The sequence below is a fragment of the Pseudoduganella sp. R-43 genome, assembly GCF_049913255.1.
Taxonomy (GTDB): Bacteria; Pseudomonadota; Gammaproteobacteria; order Burkholderiales; family Burkholderiaceae_D; genus Rugamonas.
On the sequence record NZ_CP183988.1, the window covers coordinates 2270661 to 2287350 of the forward strand.

Genomic DNA, 16690 nt, shown 5'->3' on the forward strand with positions numbered 1-16690 from the left:
GATGCTCTCTGGCCAGCATGCATTCATCACCGGCGGCAGCAGGGGCATCGGGCTGGCCTGCGCACGTGCATTGCTGGCCCAAGGCGCCAGCGTGACGATTGCCGGACGCGATGCGGTAGCGCTCGAACGCGCGGCGGACTCGCTGCGTACCGGGAACGCTCGAAGCGGGACGCAGGTGCCGCGTGTGGACATCTGCGTGCTGGACGTTACCGACGAAGCGGCCGTCCACGCGGCCATCGCCGCAGCCGCGCAGCAACTCGGCCCGATCACCATCCTGCTGAACAATGCCGGGCAAGCGCAGCCCGCGCCGTTCGCGAAAACCACCAGCCGGCACTGGCAGCAAATGCTCGACGTGAACCTGACCGGCGCCTTCCACTGCACGCAAGCGGTCCTGCCGCAGATGCTGGAAAAAGGCTGGGGAAGAATCGTCAACATCGCCTCCACGGCCGGCCTGAAAGGCTATAAATACGTCAGCGCCTACGTCGCCGCCAAGCACGGCCTGGTCGGCCTGACCAAGGCGCTGGCGCTGGAACTGGCGACAAAGAACATCACGGTGAACGCCGTCTGCCCCGGCTACACGGAAACCGACATCGTGCAGGACGCAATCGCCAACATCATGCAAAAAACTGGACGCAGCGAGGAGCAAGCGCGCGCCGAGCTGGCGGCCGGCAACCCGCAACAGAAGCTGGTGCAGGTCGAGGAGGTCGCCAACGCCGTGGCCTGGCTTTGCCAGCCATCCTCCAGTGCAATGACCGGCCAATCCATCGCCGTCGCCGGCGGTGAAGTCATGTAAGGAAACAGGAACAATGCAATTAGACCTGGAAAGCCGCCTGACCAAGGACCACCACCAGTCGCTGAAGCTGTGGCTGCGCATGCTCTCCTGCACTACCAAGATCGAAACCGAAATCCGCAGCCGCTTGCGCACCGAATTCGGCATCACGCTGCCGCGCTTCGACCTGATGGCGCAGCTTGAGCGCCACCCCGAAGGCCTGCGCATGGGCGAACTCTCCAAACGCATGATGGTCACCGGCGGCAACGTCACCGGCATCACCGACCAATTGGAGCAGGAGAACCTGGTCGTCCGCGTACCCGACCCGAAAGACGGCCGCGCCTTCAGTGTCAAGCTCACGCCCGCTGGACGCAAAGCCTTCGCGCAAATGGCCGCAGTCCACGAAAGCTGGGTTGCCGAACTGCTGCAAGAGATTTCGCAAGAAGACAAAGGACAGCTCATCGAATTGCTGTCGCAAATGAAGGGCCACCTGTACGCCCGCGAACCAAAGGACAAACCATGAAATACCTGCAAGGGGAACCGCAACACCTGCCGGGCAACCGCGCGCAACTCGCCGCCTACCAGGCCAGGCACTTCCAGTTCACGGTGGAGCAGGGCGTCGCCACGCTTACCCTGGACCGCCCCGAGCGCAAGAATCCGCTCACCTTCGACTCCTACGCCGAGCTGCGTGAACTGTTCCGCGCACTGGCCTATGCCGATGACGTCAAGGTCATCGTCATCACCGGCGCCGGCGAGAACTTCTGCTCCGGCGGCGACGTGCATGAAATCATCGGCCCCTTGACCAAGCTGGACATGCCTGGCCTGCTGGCCTTCACCCGCATGACCGGCGACGTGGTGAAAGCCATGCGCGCCTGCCCGCAACCGGTCATCGCCGCCATCGACGGCGTGTGCGCCGGCGCCGGCTCCATGCTTGCCCTGGGTTCCGATATCCGCCTCGGCACGGAGCGCAGCAAGACCGCCTTCCTGTTCACCCGCGTCGGCCTGGCTGGCTGCGACATGGGCGCCTGCGCCTTGCTGCCGCGCGTGATCGGCCAGGGCCGCGCCGCAGAACTGCTATACACCGGCCGTTCCATGTCCGGTACGGAAGGCGAGCGCTGGGGCTTCTTCAACAGCCTGCACGCGCCGGAAAGCCTGCTCGCCGCAGCGCAAGCCTTTGCCCAAGGCCTGGCCAGCGGCCCGACCTTCGCGCACGGCATGACCAAGAAGATGCTGCAACAGGAGTGGAACATGGGCGTCGACGAAGCCATCGAAGCGGAAGCGCAGGCGCAAGCCATCTGCATGGCCACCAACGACTTTCACCGAGCCTATCACGCCTTCGTGGCGAAACAGAAACCGGTTTTCGAGGGCGATTGAGATGGCTGATAAATCCTACCTTGGCTGGCCCTTCTTCGAACAACGCCATGCGGTGCTGGAGCGCGACCTGGACGCTTGGGCCGCCGAACATGTGCGCGACGCGCACGGCAGCGACACAGACGCCCAATGCCGTTCCCTGGTGCGCGCCCTCGGCGATGCGGGCTGGCTGCGGCACGCCATCGGCGGCACCGCCTATGGCGGCGCGCTGGACGCCATCGACACCCGCGCCATCTGCCTGATCCGGGAAACCTTGGCCCGTCATAACGGCCTGGCCGATTTCGCCTTCGCGATGCAGGGCCTGGGCTCCGGCGCCATCAGCCTGTTCGGCAGCGACGCCAGCAAGCAAGCCTACTTGCCGCGCGTCGCGAAAGGCGAAGCGATTGCCGCCTTCGCGCTGTCCGAGCCGCAGGCCGGCTCCGACGTCGCCGCCATGCAATGCGCCGCCGTGCCGGATGGCGACCATTATGTGCTCAATGGCGAAAAGACCTGGATCTCCAACGGCGGCATCGCCGACTTCTATGTGGTCTTCGCCCGGACCGGCGAGCAACCCGGCGCGCGCGGCATCAGCGCCTTCATCGTCGACAAGGACACGCCAGGCTTCGCGATCGCGGAGCGTATCAACGTCATCGCCCCGCACCCGCTGGCGCGCCTGGAATTCAGCAACTGCCGCATTCCCTCCAGCCAGCGCCTTGGCGAGGCAGGGCAGGGCTTCAAGGTCGCAATGGCAACGCTGGACGTATTCCGCACCTCGGTCGCCGCCGCCGCGCTGGGCTTCGCCCGCCGTGCGCTGGACGAAGCGCTGGCCCATGCCCAAAGCCGCAAGATGTTCGGCCAGGCGCTGGCCGACTTCCAGCTCACGCAAGCCAAGCTGGCGCAGATGGCCACGGGCGTCGATTCTTCCGCCTTGCTGACCTACCGCGCCGCCTGGCAGCGCGACCAGGGCCAGAAAGTGACGAAAGAAGCCGCCATGGCCAAGATGACCGCGACTGAGACTGCCCAGCAGGTGATCGACGCCGCCGTACAAATGTTCGGCGGCATGGGCGTGGTCAGCGAACATCCGGTCGAGCGCCTGTACCGTGAAATCCGCGCGCTGCGCATTTATGAAGGCGCCTCCGAAGTACAACAATTGATCATCGCGCGCGAACTGCTGCGCGAAGGCTAAGGAGTCAGTATGCAAGTATTACAACCGCCGGGTTGGGCACGTCCACGCGGCTATTCCAATGGCATCGCAGCGACAGGCCGCATGGTGTTTGTCAGCGGCATGATCGGCTGGGATGCAAATTGCGAATTCCAAACAGATGATTTCGCCGGACAAGTACGCCAGGCCATTGAAAACATCCTGACCGTGCTGAAAGAAGCGGGTGGCGGGCCTGAGCATATTGCCCGCATGACCTGGTATGTGGTGGACAAGCATGAATACATGGGCGCCTATAAAGAGATCGGCGCCATCTATCGCGAGCTGATCGGCAAGCACTATCCGGCCATGACGGCAGTCGAGGTCGCCGGGCTGCTGGAGTCGCGTGCAAGGGTGGAAATTGAGGTGACGGCAGTCGTGCCCGCGTAGTTTTAATGAAGTGCTATAGTCCGGCCGTGGAGGTGCAATCCCATGGCCAAACTTCTCTCGCGCCTGCTTGGCGCAATTTTCCTGCTAGTCCTGTCGACCGCGCAAGGCGCAACGCCGCTGTTGACGGAGGCTGACATTGCCCAGCTATCGACCTGGCTTGGCAATGGCCCGATCAGGCTGGAGCGCTTGTACAAGAAGCGCGATGGACAAACCGCAGCGGATTTCCACGCGGCAGTTGACGGCAAGGGCCGTACGTTTACCGTGATGGAAGCGACCAATGAGCTGGGGCAACTGTTCAAGGTCGGCGGCTATAACCCGCAAAGCTGGGACTCGTCCGGCAAATTCCACATCACGACCGAAGATGAAAAGCGCACCGGCTTCCTGTACAACCTGACGTCGCGCCAGATGCATCGCCAGACGCCGCGCACCTATGCGCTCGATACGGTCGGCTCCTTCCAGACCTGGAACGATGCCAGGACCGGCCCGGTGTTCGGCGCCGGCCATGACTTGTACGTGCCGTGGGACCTGACCAACGGCGGCTACTCGATCATGTATTCCTACATCGATCCCGAACGCAGCAATTTCGATTCCAGCCTGCTTGATGGGAGGGATTACAAGTCGCCGAACATCACATTCGGCGATATGGAAGTGTGGCGCGTCTTTGCTGTTCCCGAGGCCGACACCTGGTTGATGCTTGTAGCGGGCCTCGTCATACTGGGCTTTGCTGCTCGCTTCGCCCAACCCTTAAGACCGATCAGTAAAGCCCCGCAATGCGGCCCATCAAGCCAAGCAGAAAGAGGAAACCGGTCAGGAATGTCCCCATTGTCCACCTGAAATTTGTGTTTGCCTCGCGACGCAATTCCGCAATCTGCGCTTGCTGCTCATTGAAGCGCCGATCCATCGTGTCGCGCAGCGCAGTAATTGCTTGCGCATTTTTTTCGACCAGCTCTTTAAGTAATTCCACCTCAACCTCGACTTTTGCGAGACGATTCTCCGAATTCATTTCTATCTCCCAAAGCAGTTTGGCTAACTGTGGCGTGAAACAAGACCGGGAGATTTGAGATTGGACAGGCGGGAAGGAAAAAAGTTCCGCATGGGAGCTGATTAGTCCGCCCAATTAGATCGTTGAGAGCCGGGAATGGCTATGCCTTGCGGAGGTTCGGCAGCGTCGAAATCAGCACCGCACCGCAACTTACCTGATGACCTTCGTACGCCACTTCGATGCCGCCAATGCGATGCGTCGGATCGCCTTCCACAATGACGCAGTTGGTATGGCCAGGGTGCGGACAGGTACAAGCATCTCCCTTGCGTGCCACCTTGATGCCCATGATGCTGAAATTGTCGGAGGCGGAAACAACCTTTCCGCCATGGCTGGTCGGGTCACCCAATCGAATAATTCTACGCATAGAAAATCTTCCAGTGTTAAAGGACAAAAATGACGACCTTCATGTCGCCGCGTGCTATTGCAGGCAACGTACCTCAGCCGCCGGCCGCTGAGGCGAGGATGTCAAATTGCATAGGTCCTGGCGACGCATATCGGTCATGCGGCTTTTTGCATAACGTCTTGTGGCGCTTTCTCAGAAGGCGGAGCAGCGAAAAACATCGCAACGGACTCGTCCTGATTGAATTCCGTACACATTACCGGCTGCTTCAACATGGCACTTTGCATTGCCGACAGAGCGAGCATGCCGACGCCGTTCGCTTTGCCAAAATCGCCGAGGACGATGGCCACATTGGTCGCTTTGTCCAACGGGTCGACATTCATCTTGTGATGGTTCATTGCCGTCGCGGTTGCAGCCAAGCGGGCGCCCATGACGCCGACACTCCCGGCGTTGTGAATCAGCCAGCCGCATTCCAACTTGTCATCAGCCCTGTTGGCACTGTCGGATGCGGCCGGTTCGCCTACCGCTTCGCCATCAGCAATTGACGGCTGATCCGGCCAACCGGCATGCGCTTTGGCACGCTCCAATAAAGTGCTCAGCGCGTTATGCAAGGCCGGCGGGCGCGCTGGGGTTTCGGGCTTGAGGACGATGGCAGTGCCGCGCCGGATCTGCGCCATGACAGGCAGCTCTATCAGCTGTTCGCGGGCCGCATGGTAAGCCTCCGCTAGTAGCTTGATCGCCAGCTGCTCGGCCGATGGGCGTCCAGCGTACCTATTTTCTTCTTGCGTGCTCTGCACCGGCAGCGGTGAAAGCCCCGCCGGGGTCATCAGCAGGGCGATCACGCCTTGGCCCGGTGGCCCAGCCCATCGTTCCTGCGGCGTGGCGCCGGAACCCGTTTTCTGTGCCTGTACCAGCGGTGAGTCGAAGGCCAGAATCACTGCGCCAGGAAGCGCAGAATCGTTTTCGAATACCGACAGCACGGCATCTGCAATATTGCCGTCAACACGCAAGAGGCGAATAAAAGCAGGGTCATTCGGGACAGTGGGCGCAGGCTCCATTGCTTCCGCGATTTCCTTACGGATGCGGCCCAGTCCAGCGGACATCTGTGCCATGTCCATCTGATCCGACGCCACGACATAAATCGGCAATGCGATGCTCGCGGGGCACTTATCATAGAGATGCTGAAGTGTGTCGTATATCAACGGCGCAAATCCGTCGACAGCCAAGGCCGGATCGGCTTTCTTCATCGCCTCGAATACGTCCGACTCATCGCCTTTAGGCTGGGCAAGTTGAAGCACGACGTTGGGCAGATCAATATCGAACAACGTTTCCGGCGCCAGCGCCTTGGCTTGCATGACGATCGCGCGGCATTCGCAATGAGAACGACGGCTGGAGCATTCCTGTTCGTGGCGCAATTGGGCCGCCTCCATGTTTGCCTGTTGTTTGATGGCCGCCTCGTCTTCCTTTTCCTGGTCCTCGCTCCGCCACTGACGAAGCAAGCGCCAGCCACCCCAGGCCAGCAATGGGGGCGCCACGTGCATGACGATCAGCACGACTGCACTCCACCGCGCGAAGTTGAGAGTGATGCCGAACCATAGGATGGCTATCCACGCTACAGCTGCGACGAATAGGATAAAGAGATTGATTAAGAGACTGGTGATCACGATAAAGTCGAATGCTAATGATTAAACCGGAGCGAAAGAGTAGTCGGACGCACGACGGGGCCTGAGGGTGTGATGCAGGATGAACTCGTTACTGCCGTATCAACTAAAAAGGCCACATCAACGTTTGCCGCGAGAACTGGCGCGGCGCGGTTTCTTGGCTGACTTCTTTTCGGTGGGCAGGGCAGGCTTTCGGTCAAGGGTAGGCTTTCGGTCGCGTAGTAGGGGATAATCATCGAGCCGCTTCAAGAGTTCAATCCTCGCTGACTCATAGTCCGGAAAAATATCTTCCCAATTCGTTTTCGTCATCACCCGCGTACCGTCAATTTCAACTTCGTGTTGGATTCCGATAATGAATCCGGTGTTCGCCTCCGCAATGTGAAAATCATATCGAAATCCATCCTGATCGCGGACGCTTTCAAGCGGCACCGATTCGAAAACCGGAAAATTACGCGCGTAACGCCTGTCTTTTGCACCGAGCAAATACATCCATAAAAAAAAGCATACGAACGTTGCCACTATCGCAAGGAACATTCGCCAACCAATCATCAAAAAAAGGCCAATGGTTATGAGCGGGGCATAGACGAGGAAAGCTCGGTAGCTTAAAAGAAAGAAAAGACTGATTAAGGAGCCGGAAACAAAGAGCGCAGTTCCTGTTAATTGATAGTTGTCCATGAAAAAAAGGCTTTACTCGGCGGTAGATTGAGATCAATGGTGCTTATTTTTCATTGAGTTTTTGGATCATCAAATCAGCTTGCCAAGCAAATTTCCACCCCGTTTTTCCAAGATTCATGCTCCCAATTTTTAAAAGATCAATATTATTTGGCTGTGGAAAATTGAATATTTTGAAAATTGCTTCTGCATAAAAACAGGTATATTTGAATGTGCGGTATGTCCAGATTTCCATTGTGAAACTTAGGAAAAAAGTCCCTAATATAAAAACTGAAGTCAAGATCAACTGATCCATTTTTCCAATATTTTCATATTTCCCATCATACAATCCCAAGAAATAAGATATTGCAAGAAAAAGAATTGAGCCTGCCGAAGCTAACCGGCTTGCGGTACGCATGCAGCTTTTAAAGAAGGCGTCTTTGCCCGCAAATACGTTCGGTGGCATATAAAATTGCCCGCTTTTTGCCTGCATGATGGCATGTACATAAAATATGTCGCCTCGCTGTGACACCACAGCCTTAACCGGTTCGCCATTCTTGAACTGGTCGGCATGTTGCAGGGTGCCGCATACCATATGCTCACCTAATGCAGCAGCAAAGTTGTACGTGTCTTCTCCATCATACAACGCCAACGCGGCGGCATTGGCTACCACGCCGTGCATGCCACCGACCACACCGGCTGCCCCACTTGCGACGTTTTTTGCTTGGCTATTTTTCTCAATTTGCGCCATCAAATTTACGGCGGTGCGGGCGATTTGCAATTCACTAAGTGTGCCTTCAGCTAGGAAGAGTTTTTCGCCGTCGAATGTCACCAGCGGTAAGTCGGTATTCATTGAAATTCTTCACCTCTTGTGCTATATGCAATGCTTGAATGCGAGCTTGAATGCAGAAGTAGGCAGCATGAGGCCAATATTTTTATTTTGCATTGAGTTTCTGGAGCATTAAATCTGCTTGCCATGCATGTTTCCACCCTGTGCTTTCATGATTCAGGAAACCCACTTTGGTGAGGTCAATGTTATTTGGCTGTGGGAAGTCAAATAGTTTAAAAATTGCCTCTGCATAACTCCCAGTATATCGAAAACTGCGGTATGTCCAGATTTCCATAATAAAACAAACGGGAAAAGTCCCTGCTATGACGACTGAAGTCAATAGCAATTGTTTTTCTTGATTAATATTTTTATATTTACCATCATATAGTCCAATTGAATAAAATGCCGCAACGCAAGCAATTGATGTTGCTATAGCTAATCCATTGGCCACACGCATGCAGTTTTTTAAAAACGCCCCTTTGCCCGCGATTACATTCAAAGGCATATAAAATTGCCGGGTTTTCGCCTGCATAATTGCATGGACATAGAGCACATCACCTCGTTGTGACACCACCGCTTTGACGGATTCGCCATTCTTGAATTGGTTGGCATGCTCCAAGGTGCCGCATACGATATGCTCTCCTAGTACGGCGGCGAAGTTGTACATGTCTTCGCCATCGTACAACGTCAACGCAGCGGCATTGGCAACCATGCCGTGCATGCCGCTGACCACACCGGCAACGCCGCTGACGAGGTTTTTTACTTGGTTGTCTTTTTCGATTTGCGCCAGCAAATTTACGGTGGTGTGGGCGATTTGCAATTCACTGAGCGTACCTTCCACGAGGAAGAGTGTTTCGCCGCCGTACATCGAGGATGGAGACTGTGTCATGGGACCATTGCCTGATAGGCTCTTTCAAGTTCTCGTAGCTCTTAAATGCAATGCTTTAGTGCCACCTTCAATCGCATAGGGGAGACTGGTCGTCGCCGACTATTTAGTATCGAGCTTTGGGAGTAGTAAATCCGCTTCCCAAGCCCTTTTCCACCCCGTATTTTTAAAGTTAATGCTGCCTACCTTAAAGAGGTTAATTTTATGGGGTTGGGGGAAACCAAATACTTGAAATATTGCTTCCGCGTAAAAACCGGTATATCGGAAGGTGCGGTATGTCCATATTTCCATAATAAAACAAAGAAGAAAACTCCCCGTGATAACAACTGAAGTTAGTATCAACTGTTGCATGCGATTAAGGTTGTTGCCCTTTTCATCATATAGGCCGAAGAAATAAAATGCCACAATGAACACGATGGAAACCGCTATAGCCGATCTATTTGCCACACGCATACAGCTTTTAAAAAATGCTTCTTTACCGGCAAATACATTCAAGGGCATATAAAAATGCCGAGTCTGCGCATGCATGATGGCATGGACGTAGAGCACATCTCCTCGTTGAGACACCACGGCCTTGACAGGGTCGCCATTCTTGAACTGGTCGGCATGCACTAGGGTGCCGCATACGATATGCTCACCCAGTGCGGCGGCAAAGTTGTGCGTATCCTCTCCATCGTACAAGGCCAACGCAGCAGCATTGGCAACCATGCCGTGCATGCCGCCAACCACACCGGCTGCCCCACTTGCGAGGTTTTTTGCCTGGATGTTTTCTTCGATTTGTGCTAGCAAATTTACGGTGGTGCGGGCGATTTGCAGTTCACTTAGCGTGCCTTCAACGAGGAAGAGTGTTTCGCCCTCATACGTTGCAGATGGAGAGTTGATAAATGGTGTCATTGGGCGATCGCCTTATAAGCTTTTTCAAGTTCTCGTAATTCAATAGTTGCATCGGGATAGGGCTTTTCGCTAAGCCAACCTTTGCTTCTGTCTTTTCGGAAACAACAGGCTTGACACCAATTTTCCAGATCGTCGTCCATGATCCAACAGCGGTAAATAACTTCTCCCGCCGTGAAAGCAAAACCGATCAGATTAAATCTTGCCAGCCGGATGAGCCAGATGGTGCGTGCAGCCATAAATTTTTCTGCATAAAACATGCCTTTTGTAAGCAATGGGGCGAAGCGTTTAGCAATGACGGTGCCGTTTTCTGATATGCGTGTCAAGATAGGAACGGTATAAGAGAAGGCTGCGATTAAACCTATTCCGGTAGTTAATAGACTCACGCCTGCTCGAGAGAAATATAAGCTTGCCAATACCCAGTTCGTTCTATCCTTTTTGGCTTCTGTCACTCCTGAATATATGTCTAGCAGCATCGAAGTCGCCCCTGCCGCCGCACTGAAGGTTCCTGCAGCCATTTTGAGCCCGCCACGAATCAGGTCCGCAGCCGTATCCACGGTCGCGATACTCTTGAGCGGTGCAATCTTCACAGTCGCCATACTCTTGAACGGTTCAATTTCGCGAAGGGATTTGGTAACGGCATACACTAGATCAAGCGTCATGCCGATAAGCGAAAATGCGGAGGCGACCACTTCGGCCTTGCCGCGATAGGTCAGCTCTTTGTTATCGGTCAATTTCAAGGTCAGCGCCAAGCCTTCGATGGACATGAGCAGCACCCCCATGCGCGCCTGGCGGAAGTTATTAGTTTCAGGGCGCTTGCCCTTGTCCAATTCGTCTAGCGCAATTTTGACTTTGTCCCTGACTTTTCTTTGTTCATCGCGAATCAAGACCTCGATCGGGTCCTCCATAAACAATTGTCGCGGAGTGCGGCCAGCTTTTTTCGCAGCATCGCGCTCGGCCAGTTCAAGGTTGCGTTGTGCGGAACGTTTTCTGTAGCCTTCAGCTAGCCTGTCTGGCGGCACCTTGAGCATGAATGCTTCAAAACTGATTTCTTCCGCCAGTTTGCCGAGCCTCCCATAAAGCATCATGCCTACAACGGCCTGAATGCCTTTATCCATTTTCCCAGCCTTGTTGGACAAGGCTTGTGACCATTCGGCAATCCTGGCGTACATTCTCCCTTCGTTGCTGCGATGGAAGGTGGAAAGGTTGTGAAGGCGATCGCCGGATTTGAACTCGATCGAACCGCTTTGAACACCTTTAACCACTTTATCGCGAAGCCATTCGTCCCATGCTGAGTCGGTTTTCTTCAGCACGTCAATCAAGCCCTTGCCAGCCTTGAGCCACGGTGCGCTTGCCACAGCACCTAAACTGCCCGCCGTCGCAACAAGTTGCCTGGCTTCGGTAAAAGCTTTGGCGGCTTCTTCTTCCAGCGACTTATGGTTATACAAATTGGCGCGCATGTAGAGGTTTTTCCGCTCCACCTTGCTGACATTCATCCATTCAGCCAATTTGGGTTTGTTCTTATCAATGCCAAACATGCCGAAGGTGCATACAGAGTGTTCTTGCGTAAAGCAGAAACCACTCCCCAGGTTGTTGGGGTCATATGTGTCAAAGGCATCAACCAGCCTGTCAGCGACAAGCCATTGCAGATGATCGTCTGCGCGGCTGTCGGCTTTTTTTCCGCAAGCTTCGGACAGTGCAGCAAGATCGTCTCCGAATTTTTTGATGCCGTCCATATCGAGCAGCTTGGCATACTTATTTTTCCATTCGCGCTCTGCGTCGGCACCCGACAGTATTTTCTGGCGATTGGCTTCGCGTGTTGCATGACTTCTCTTTATGTCTTCTTCGACTTTTTCTGCCTCTGCTATCCGACCCATACTGCGCAGATTTTTGGCGGTATTTTCCCGGAAGTCCGGCATGTGGCGAGAATCCATAAATTCGACCTGTTTTTGAGCCAAGCCGATGCCGTGCTGCATAAAGCCATATTTGATGTCTTCGATGGCATGTGCCACGTCCATCTTGCGTCTGTTGTCGACGCCTTCGCTGTCCTTTGTCTCAAGAAACTGTTCGATTGGTTCTAGCGCAGCATTCCTGAAATTATTGAGTTCCTGCGTAATGCCGATATGGTCGTACACGACGAAGCTTGCGGCACCACGGTCGCGCATGCTGAGATAAAGGGGCGTCAGCCGATCCGCAGCGGGGATTGCGCCCACTAGGCCCAAATCGGGCTTAGGAGATGCGGCCGGCGGGAATAACTGGTTTTCAAGGCCGGGGCCCAGCCGTGATTGCCACCATTCCTGTTTGCTTTGCTTGTGCAGTATCCATTCCGTGGTGTGCGTGTGCATTTCGTCAGCCTGCATGGCATGCGGCTGGTTGGTCGATCCTGCCAGCCATGCCTTCGGATTGAAGACTTGCATCTTCCCTTGTCGGGCCAGTTCCGTTGCGTTTTTCTTGTATTCGTCCAGCTTGGCCTTGGTCATGGCAGTGGGCGTAAACAGGAAGTAGACTTTTTCGATCTCGCTGGCGTGCTCAATCGAGATCATCGACGCGTCGATGCCGCAGCTATTGGGCGCGCAGGTGAATTCGACCTTGGTCTGCGGTGGAACATCCACCGGGAATTTGTAAAGGTAAGCGTCTTGGGTGACCTGATAGCCTTCCCAGCTTTTGATGCCTTCCCGGTCGATCAATACGTATAGGTAGCCGGACCGCAGCATGGCCGGAGCATACTTGCCCTTGGTAAGGACCAGGTCGCTTACGCCTTTGCCAAGGGTCGACGGCAGCGCTGGTATGGCGCGTAAGGATGCCATGTCGTCGGCAAGCGCCACGCTGTAACGCAGCGGCAGGATCATCAATCCTTTTTTGTCGCAAAATTTGCAGTCTTTTTTCATCAGAATTATTTGTTGGCAGGTGTTACTCGTGCTGGGCGGCCGGCGATACAAGCGCGATGCCAGCGGCTTCCAAAACGTCTCTAAGTGCGAAGGCGCGTTCGCGCACCAGGCTCAGTGCGCGCTGCCACTGCGGCTGGCGCAGAATGTCTTCGCTGCGACTGATAACGTGGCAAGCCAGTGTTGCTCGATCTTCCTTCGTCGACAATCCGCAGGAGTGGGCGGTCTTCAAGGCCGCATGCAGCGCAGCTTCGGTCTTTTCATCCAGTGCATATCCCTCCTGCCATAGCGTGTGCAATGCGAGGTTGAAGGTTTCGATCTCTTGCAGGGATGCCGATTGGGCGCTGCTGAGGCTCATGCGAACATAAGCAGGTTTGTCGGGCAGGGGGCCGTAGTGTTGCGCCTTGAGCGCAATGCGCCGGTCGCTCCAGTGCGGGTAGGTCCAGTAGTCTATGCCATTGAGCAGTTGCGCCATTTCCGCCGGCTGAAGCAGACGCGGCAAATGGTGCATCACGCGCGGATCGAAGAACCGGAAAAAAACACGTTTGCCGGTCTTGATGCGAAGATCGAGCTGGCGGGTCAGGTGCCCGGCGAGTTTTTCACATGGCAGATGGCTGAACAGGAAGGCGCAAATCGCTTGTCCTTGTCCAGGCCTTTGCGCTTCCTCTGCGGCGAGGGCAAGATAGCTCTCGATGAGGCTTGATGCATCCACCGACAGGCGCACCAGAAGCGGCGCCTCATCGGGAATCGTCATAAACAGCGGATCGATCAGCGGCAACGACTCTGCCAGATGGCCTTTCAGTGCTTCCAGTTCTTCGCGCAAGGGAAAGCCGCGCATCCGGTCGATGACGATGTCGCAGTGTCCGTATTCTTCCAGATGCGTGTGGAAAGACGTGGCGATATTGGGGGACGGGAATGACATGGCAACCTTACCTTTCTACAAAGGCTGCACCGGCGTGACTCGCACCTGATAATTTCATCTTGCACGGTTTGGCCGTTCCAGTGGGCAGTGTCAACGACGTGCTGCTGCTGGCCGGTCCCGCCAGGTCAAAGTCAGCCGCCTTGAGCGACAGGGCGCCAGGGTTATGGATATCGATCCGGTTGCCCACATGGATCAACCCGCCTTCTCCCTTGATCCATACCCCTTGCTCCGCCTCGATAATATATTTGCCCCTGGTCTTGAACACGATATCGCCGTTCGATTCGACCTCGTATTTCCCGGCCAGCACGCGCTGCAGCATGTCGCCCTTGGCGACGGTGGTCTTGAACGTGTATTTGATCTTCGCCTTGCCGCCGTCAATGAACAGGCTGGCCGACTCGCCGACATTGTGAATCCAACGCCGCCCTGTCGTCTGGTTCGTGTCGCGTTGCGCAACCTGGTCGAGGTTGGTGTTGGCCGCCATGGTCACGCTGCCCTGGCTGGTCAAGGCTGTGCCATCGGTGGAGCCGAGCATGAGAATGCCTTGCTTGCCGCGCTGCCCGCCTTGGCCGCTGCTGCCCTTCGGGTCGGTATTCCAGCCGCGCTCCAGGTTGTCGACCGCTTCCTTTAATTGGGTTTGATGACCGGCGTCGGTCTTGGCGCCGGGTTTGCTGTCTTCTTCGACCAGCATGTTATCGCGGCCCGTTTCCGGCAGATTGGCTTCGACTTCGCCGGCATGATCGCCTTGGCGCTGCACTTGGTCCAGTGCTGCGGTGAGCACTTGAATAATGGCTTCGCGCATCAATTGCGGTCCGGAGCCGCCTTTTTGCTGTTCGGCCGTCAGCAGCAGGGAACATGCGCGCAAGGCACCGGCAGCTTCGCTCGCCACTTCAAATCCTTCACCTCTCGGTTCGGCTTTGCCGTCGGCTCTCGAGTGCGTCAAATAGCCGAGATTCAGCTCGGTGTTCCCGTGTTCGCTCGCCAGTTGTGCACTGATCTGGCCGTTGGTATCGTCCAGGCGCAGCTGGTTATGGCGGGTTCCTTGCAGCTCCTGGCTCAGGAAGCCCGACAGCGATTTATTGCCGGGCAAGCTGCCCTGGCGGCTGAACCTCGGCGGCAGCGCGCGGCCGTTGAAAGCACTGCCGACAATAATCGGCTTGTCGCAGTTCCCATTAAGAAATAGAACAGTCACTTCGTCGCCAGCCCGGGGCAGGGCAATCATGCCGTAGCCTTCCCCGGCAAAGGGCGTGGCTACGCGCAGCCACGCTGAGCCAGGAACGGTGCTGTGGGCGATTGAATCGCCGCCGCGGGTGTCAGTGCGGCTGCCGGCTTCGATCGTGTAGCCCGGAAAGCGGACCTTGACGCAGCCCAGTTCATTGCACAGGATTTCATCGCCTTCGGCATCCCCGGCGACCACAATGGCGCTCATGGGATGGACGGCCGGCAGATCGGTGCGCGGATCGTAGGACGGGACGATCGGAATGCCGCGCCGAACGCAAGTGAGGCGGTTGCTGTAGCGCGCGTTGCGTTCGCCGCTGGCTTGTTCCAGCGCTGCGGGGTCGAAGCCAGTCGCCGATGCTGTGTCCCAGCCGTTGCGGGCGAACAGGCGGCGCGCCTTGTCGCTGAGATCCGGATGGACGTTATTTTCAGCGGTGACGTGCAGTTCAGTGATGACGAATTCGCGTTCCTCGGCCGGGTGGGCATCGATTTCGGCGTGACCGGTCAGGCTGAATGAGGCGCCGACGCAGGCTGTGCGCTGGTCGGATTCGGCATAGAATTTCTTGCTCTCGTATTCATGATTCTGGATGCGCAGGCGGGTCAGGTACTGGAAATCCGCGCTGTCTTCGCCAATATGTGGCGCCTCGACCAGGGTGTCGGTGAGGCTGGCGGCGCACTGGTTGCCCAGCTCGCCTTGGTCGAGGGCGGTCGGGTCGCTGTATGAATCCAGCTGCACCGTCTTGTAATCCCAGGTGTGGCGCGTGATGTTGCCGGGCGCGAGGGTGCGGGTCGCGCTCCAGGCGGTGACGCTGTCGGCTTTTTCGGTGCCATCGGCGCGGTGGAAGCGCCAGGCAGTGGAGTCTGCCTGAGGGAGCGTCCTGACGTCGTCGAACATGACCAGGACATGGGTGGGTACGTGGTCGCTGCCGGAGTTGCTGGTGGGGCCGGGGCGGGTGAACCAGGCAATGCCCCGCCGGCTAAGCAATCGTCGGATGAACTGGGAATCGCTTTCGTTCGCCTGCATGGTGAACGCCCGCGCCGGATGCTTGGCGGCGCTCACGCCTGACAAGTCGAAGCTGAAGGTGCGCGCAAGCACCGGGTTGGTCTGGCGCCATTCGCTCAAGATCTGCTGAACAATGTCGACTTCGCTCATATTGACGAAGACGCGGGTATTGGTGTGCAGTGCCTTGAAGGCCAGGGCATCGCGCATGACGAGTTCATACGTGGCCCAGCCGCCGTCGCTGTGACCTTCCGTGGCGCTTTGGACGATGCCGCATACGGAGCGCAGGGCGCCCGCGGCGGTGACGAACTGCACTTCGGCAGGCATCGCGACGAATTGCTTGAGGGGCAAGCCGGCTTGGGTGGAAACACAGAGCAGGCGATATTCGATACCATCGCCGCACATCGCTTCGACTCCACTCACGCATTGGACCATGAGCATATCTTCGGCGGCGAGGGCGCTACCCTTGGCGGGGAACAGGCGCAGACGGATGGGGCGGTTGGCTTGGGTGAAGCGGTCTCGTGATGCGAATGGATCGGACAAGTCCATGAAACTCCGTTTAAGTCAAATTGAGCGCTTGGGTCGTCAGGCGGCTCAGGGCAAGATATTTCTGTCGGTCAACTTGCAACTTTAGCATGATATAAAAAAAACAGCTCGCACA

The 16690-nt window shown here is 56.4% G+C and carries 16 protein-coding genes; 6 read left to right on the plus strand and 10 right to left on the minus strand.

Features of this window, described 5'->3' with window-relative positions:
- The first annotated feature begins 1 nt into the window (after window position 1).
- The 6 genes from ACN9M3_RS10350 to ACN9M3_RS10375 are packed head-to-tail and all read left to right on the plus strand — an operon-like array spanning window position 2 to window position 4541.
- Window positions 2-793 (plus strand): SDR family NAD(P)-dependent oxidoreductase, encoded by a 792-nt coding sequence (locus ACN9M3_RS10350; RefSeq protein WP_426323725.1) that lies wholly within the window; start codon window positions 2-4, stop codon window positions 791-793.
- Window positions 794-806: 13 nt separating this feature from the next.
- Window positions 807-1292 carry a MarR family winged helix-turn-helix transcriptional regulator gene (locus ACN9M3_RS10355; RefSeq protein WP_426170495.1) on the plus strand — a complete coding sequence of 162 codons (486 nt, stop codon included), beginning with the start codon at window positions 807-809 and terminating at the stop codon, window positions 1290-1292.
- Window positions 1289-2143, plus strand: coding sequence for an enoyl-CoA hydratase family protein (locus ACN9M3_RS10360; RefSeq protein WP_426170497.1), 855 nt, complete (start codon window positions 1289-1291; stop codon window positions 2141-2143). Before ACN9M3_RS10355 ends, ACN9M3_RS10360 begins: the two co-directional genes overlap by 4 nt.
- A gap of 1 nt (window position 2144) precedes the next feature.
- Window positions 2145-3305, plus strand: coding sequence for an acyl-CoA dehydrogenase family protein (locus ACN9M3_RS10365; RefSeq protein WP_426322281.1), 1161 nt, complete (start codon window positions 2145-2147; stop codon window positions 3303-3305).
- Between the two features lie 9 nt (window positions 3306-3314).
- The gene (locus tag ACN9M3_RS10370) at window positions 3315-3707 is read left to right on the plus strand and encodes a RidA family protein (protein ID WP_426322283.1); all 393 of its coding nucleotides are present in this window, start codon (window positions 3315-3317) and stop codon (window positions 3705-3707) included.
- 42 nt (window positions 3708-3749) lie between these two features.
- The gene (locus tag ACN9M3_RS10375) at window positions 3750-4541 is read left to right on the plus strand and encodes a PEP_CTERM-anchored TLD domain-containing protein (protein ID WP_426170502.1); all 792 of its coding nucleotides are present in this window, start codon (window positions 3750-3752) and stop codon (window positions 4539-4541) included.
- Here the strand turns inward: ACN9M3_RS10375 and ACN9M3_RS10380 are convergent.
- The 10 genes from ACN9M3_RS10380 to tssI form a co-directional block, all read right to left on the minus strand.
- The gene (locus ACN9M3_RS10380; RefSeq protein WP_426170503.1) at window positions 4462-4710 is read right to left on the minus strand and encodes a hypothetical protein; all 249 of its coding nucleotides are present in this window, start codon (window positions 4708-4710) and stop codon (window positions 4462-4464) included. The two genes, ACN9M3_RS10375 and ACN9M3_RS10380, sit on opposite strands and share 80 nt — an antisense overlap.
- A 139-nt stretch (window positions 4711-4849) precedes the next feature.
- Window positions 4850-5113: a PAAR domain-containing protein gene (locus tag ACN9M3_RS10385; protein WP_426170504.1), complete on the minus strand. Its 264-nt coding sequence runs from the start codon at window positions 5111-5113 to the stop codon at window positions 4850-4852.
- 134 nt (window positions 5114-5247) lie between these two features.
- Window positions 5248-6642: a hypothetical protein gene (locus ACN9M3_RS10390; RefSeq protein WP_426322286.1), complete on the minus strand. Its 1395-nt coding sequence runs from the start codon at window positions 6640-6642 to the stop codon at window positions 5248-5250.
- A 228-nt stretch (window positions 6643-6870) separates the two neighbouring features.
- On the minus strand, window positions 6871-7425 hold the full coding sequence (locus ACN9M3_RS10395; RefSeq protein ID WP_426322288.1) for a hypothetical protein: 555 nt from the start codon (window positions 7423-7425) through the stop codon (window positions 6871-6873).
- A 43-nt stretch (window positions 7426-7468) separates the two neighbouring features.
- A complete protein-coding gene (locus ACN9M3_RS10400; protein ID WP_426322290.1) occupies window positions 7469-8254 on the minus strand; it encodes a putative type VI secretion system effector in 786 nt (261 codons plus the stop codon).
- An 82-nt stretch (window positions 8255-8336) separates the two neighbouring features.
- Window positions 8337-9119 (minus strand): hypothetical protein, encoded by a 783-nt coding sequence (locus ACN9M3_RS10405; protein WP_426322292.1) that lies wholly within the window; start codon window positions 9117-9119, stop codon window positions 8337-8339.
- Between the two features lie 99 nt (window positions 9120-9218).
- Entirely contained in the window at window positions 9219-10010 is a 792-nt protein-coding gene (locus ACN9M3_RS10410) for a putative type VI secretion system effector (protein WP_426322294.1), read from the minus strand.
- A complete protein-coding gene (locus tag ACN9M3_RS10415; protein ID WP_426322296.1) occupies window positions 10007-12895 on the minus strand; it encodes a T6SS effector BTH_I2691 family protein in 2889 nt (962 codons plus the stop codon). Before ACN9M3_RS10415 ends, ACN9M3_RS10410 begins: the two co-directional genes overlap by 4 nt.
- Window positions 12896-12917: 22 nt before the next feature.
- The gene (locus ACN9M3_RS10420) at window positions 12918-13814 is read right to left on the minus strand and encodes a DUF4123 domain-containing protein (protein WP_426322298.1); all 897 of its coding nucleotides are present in this window, start codon (window positions 13812-13814) and stop codon (window positions 12918-12920) included.
- A gap of 7 nt (window positions 13815-13821) precedes the next feature.
- Window positions 13822-16578 carry a type VI secretion system tip protein TssI/VgrG gene (tssI, locus tag ACN9M3_RS10425; protein WP_426322300.1) on the minus strand — a complete coding sequence of 919 codons (2757 nt, stop codon included), beginning with the start codon at window positions 16576-16578 and terminating at the stop codon, window positions 13822-13824.
- Window positions 16579-16690: the final 112 nt, after the last annotated feature.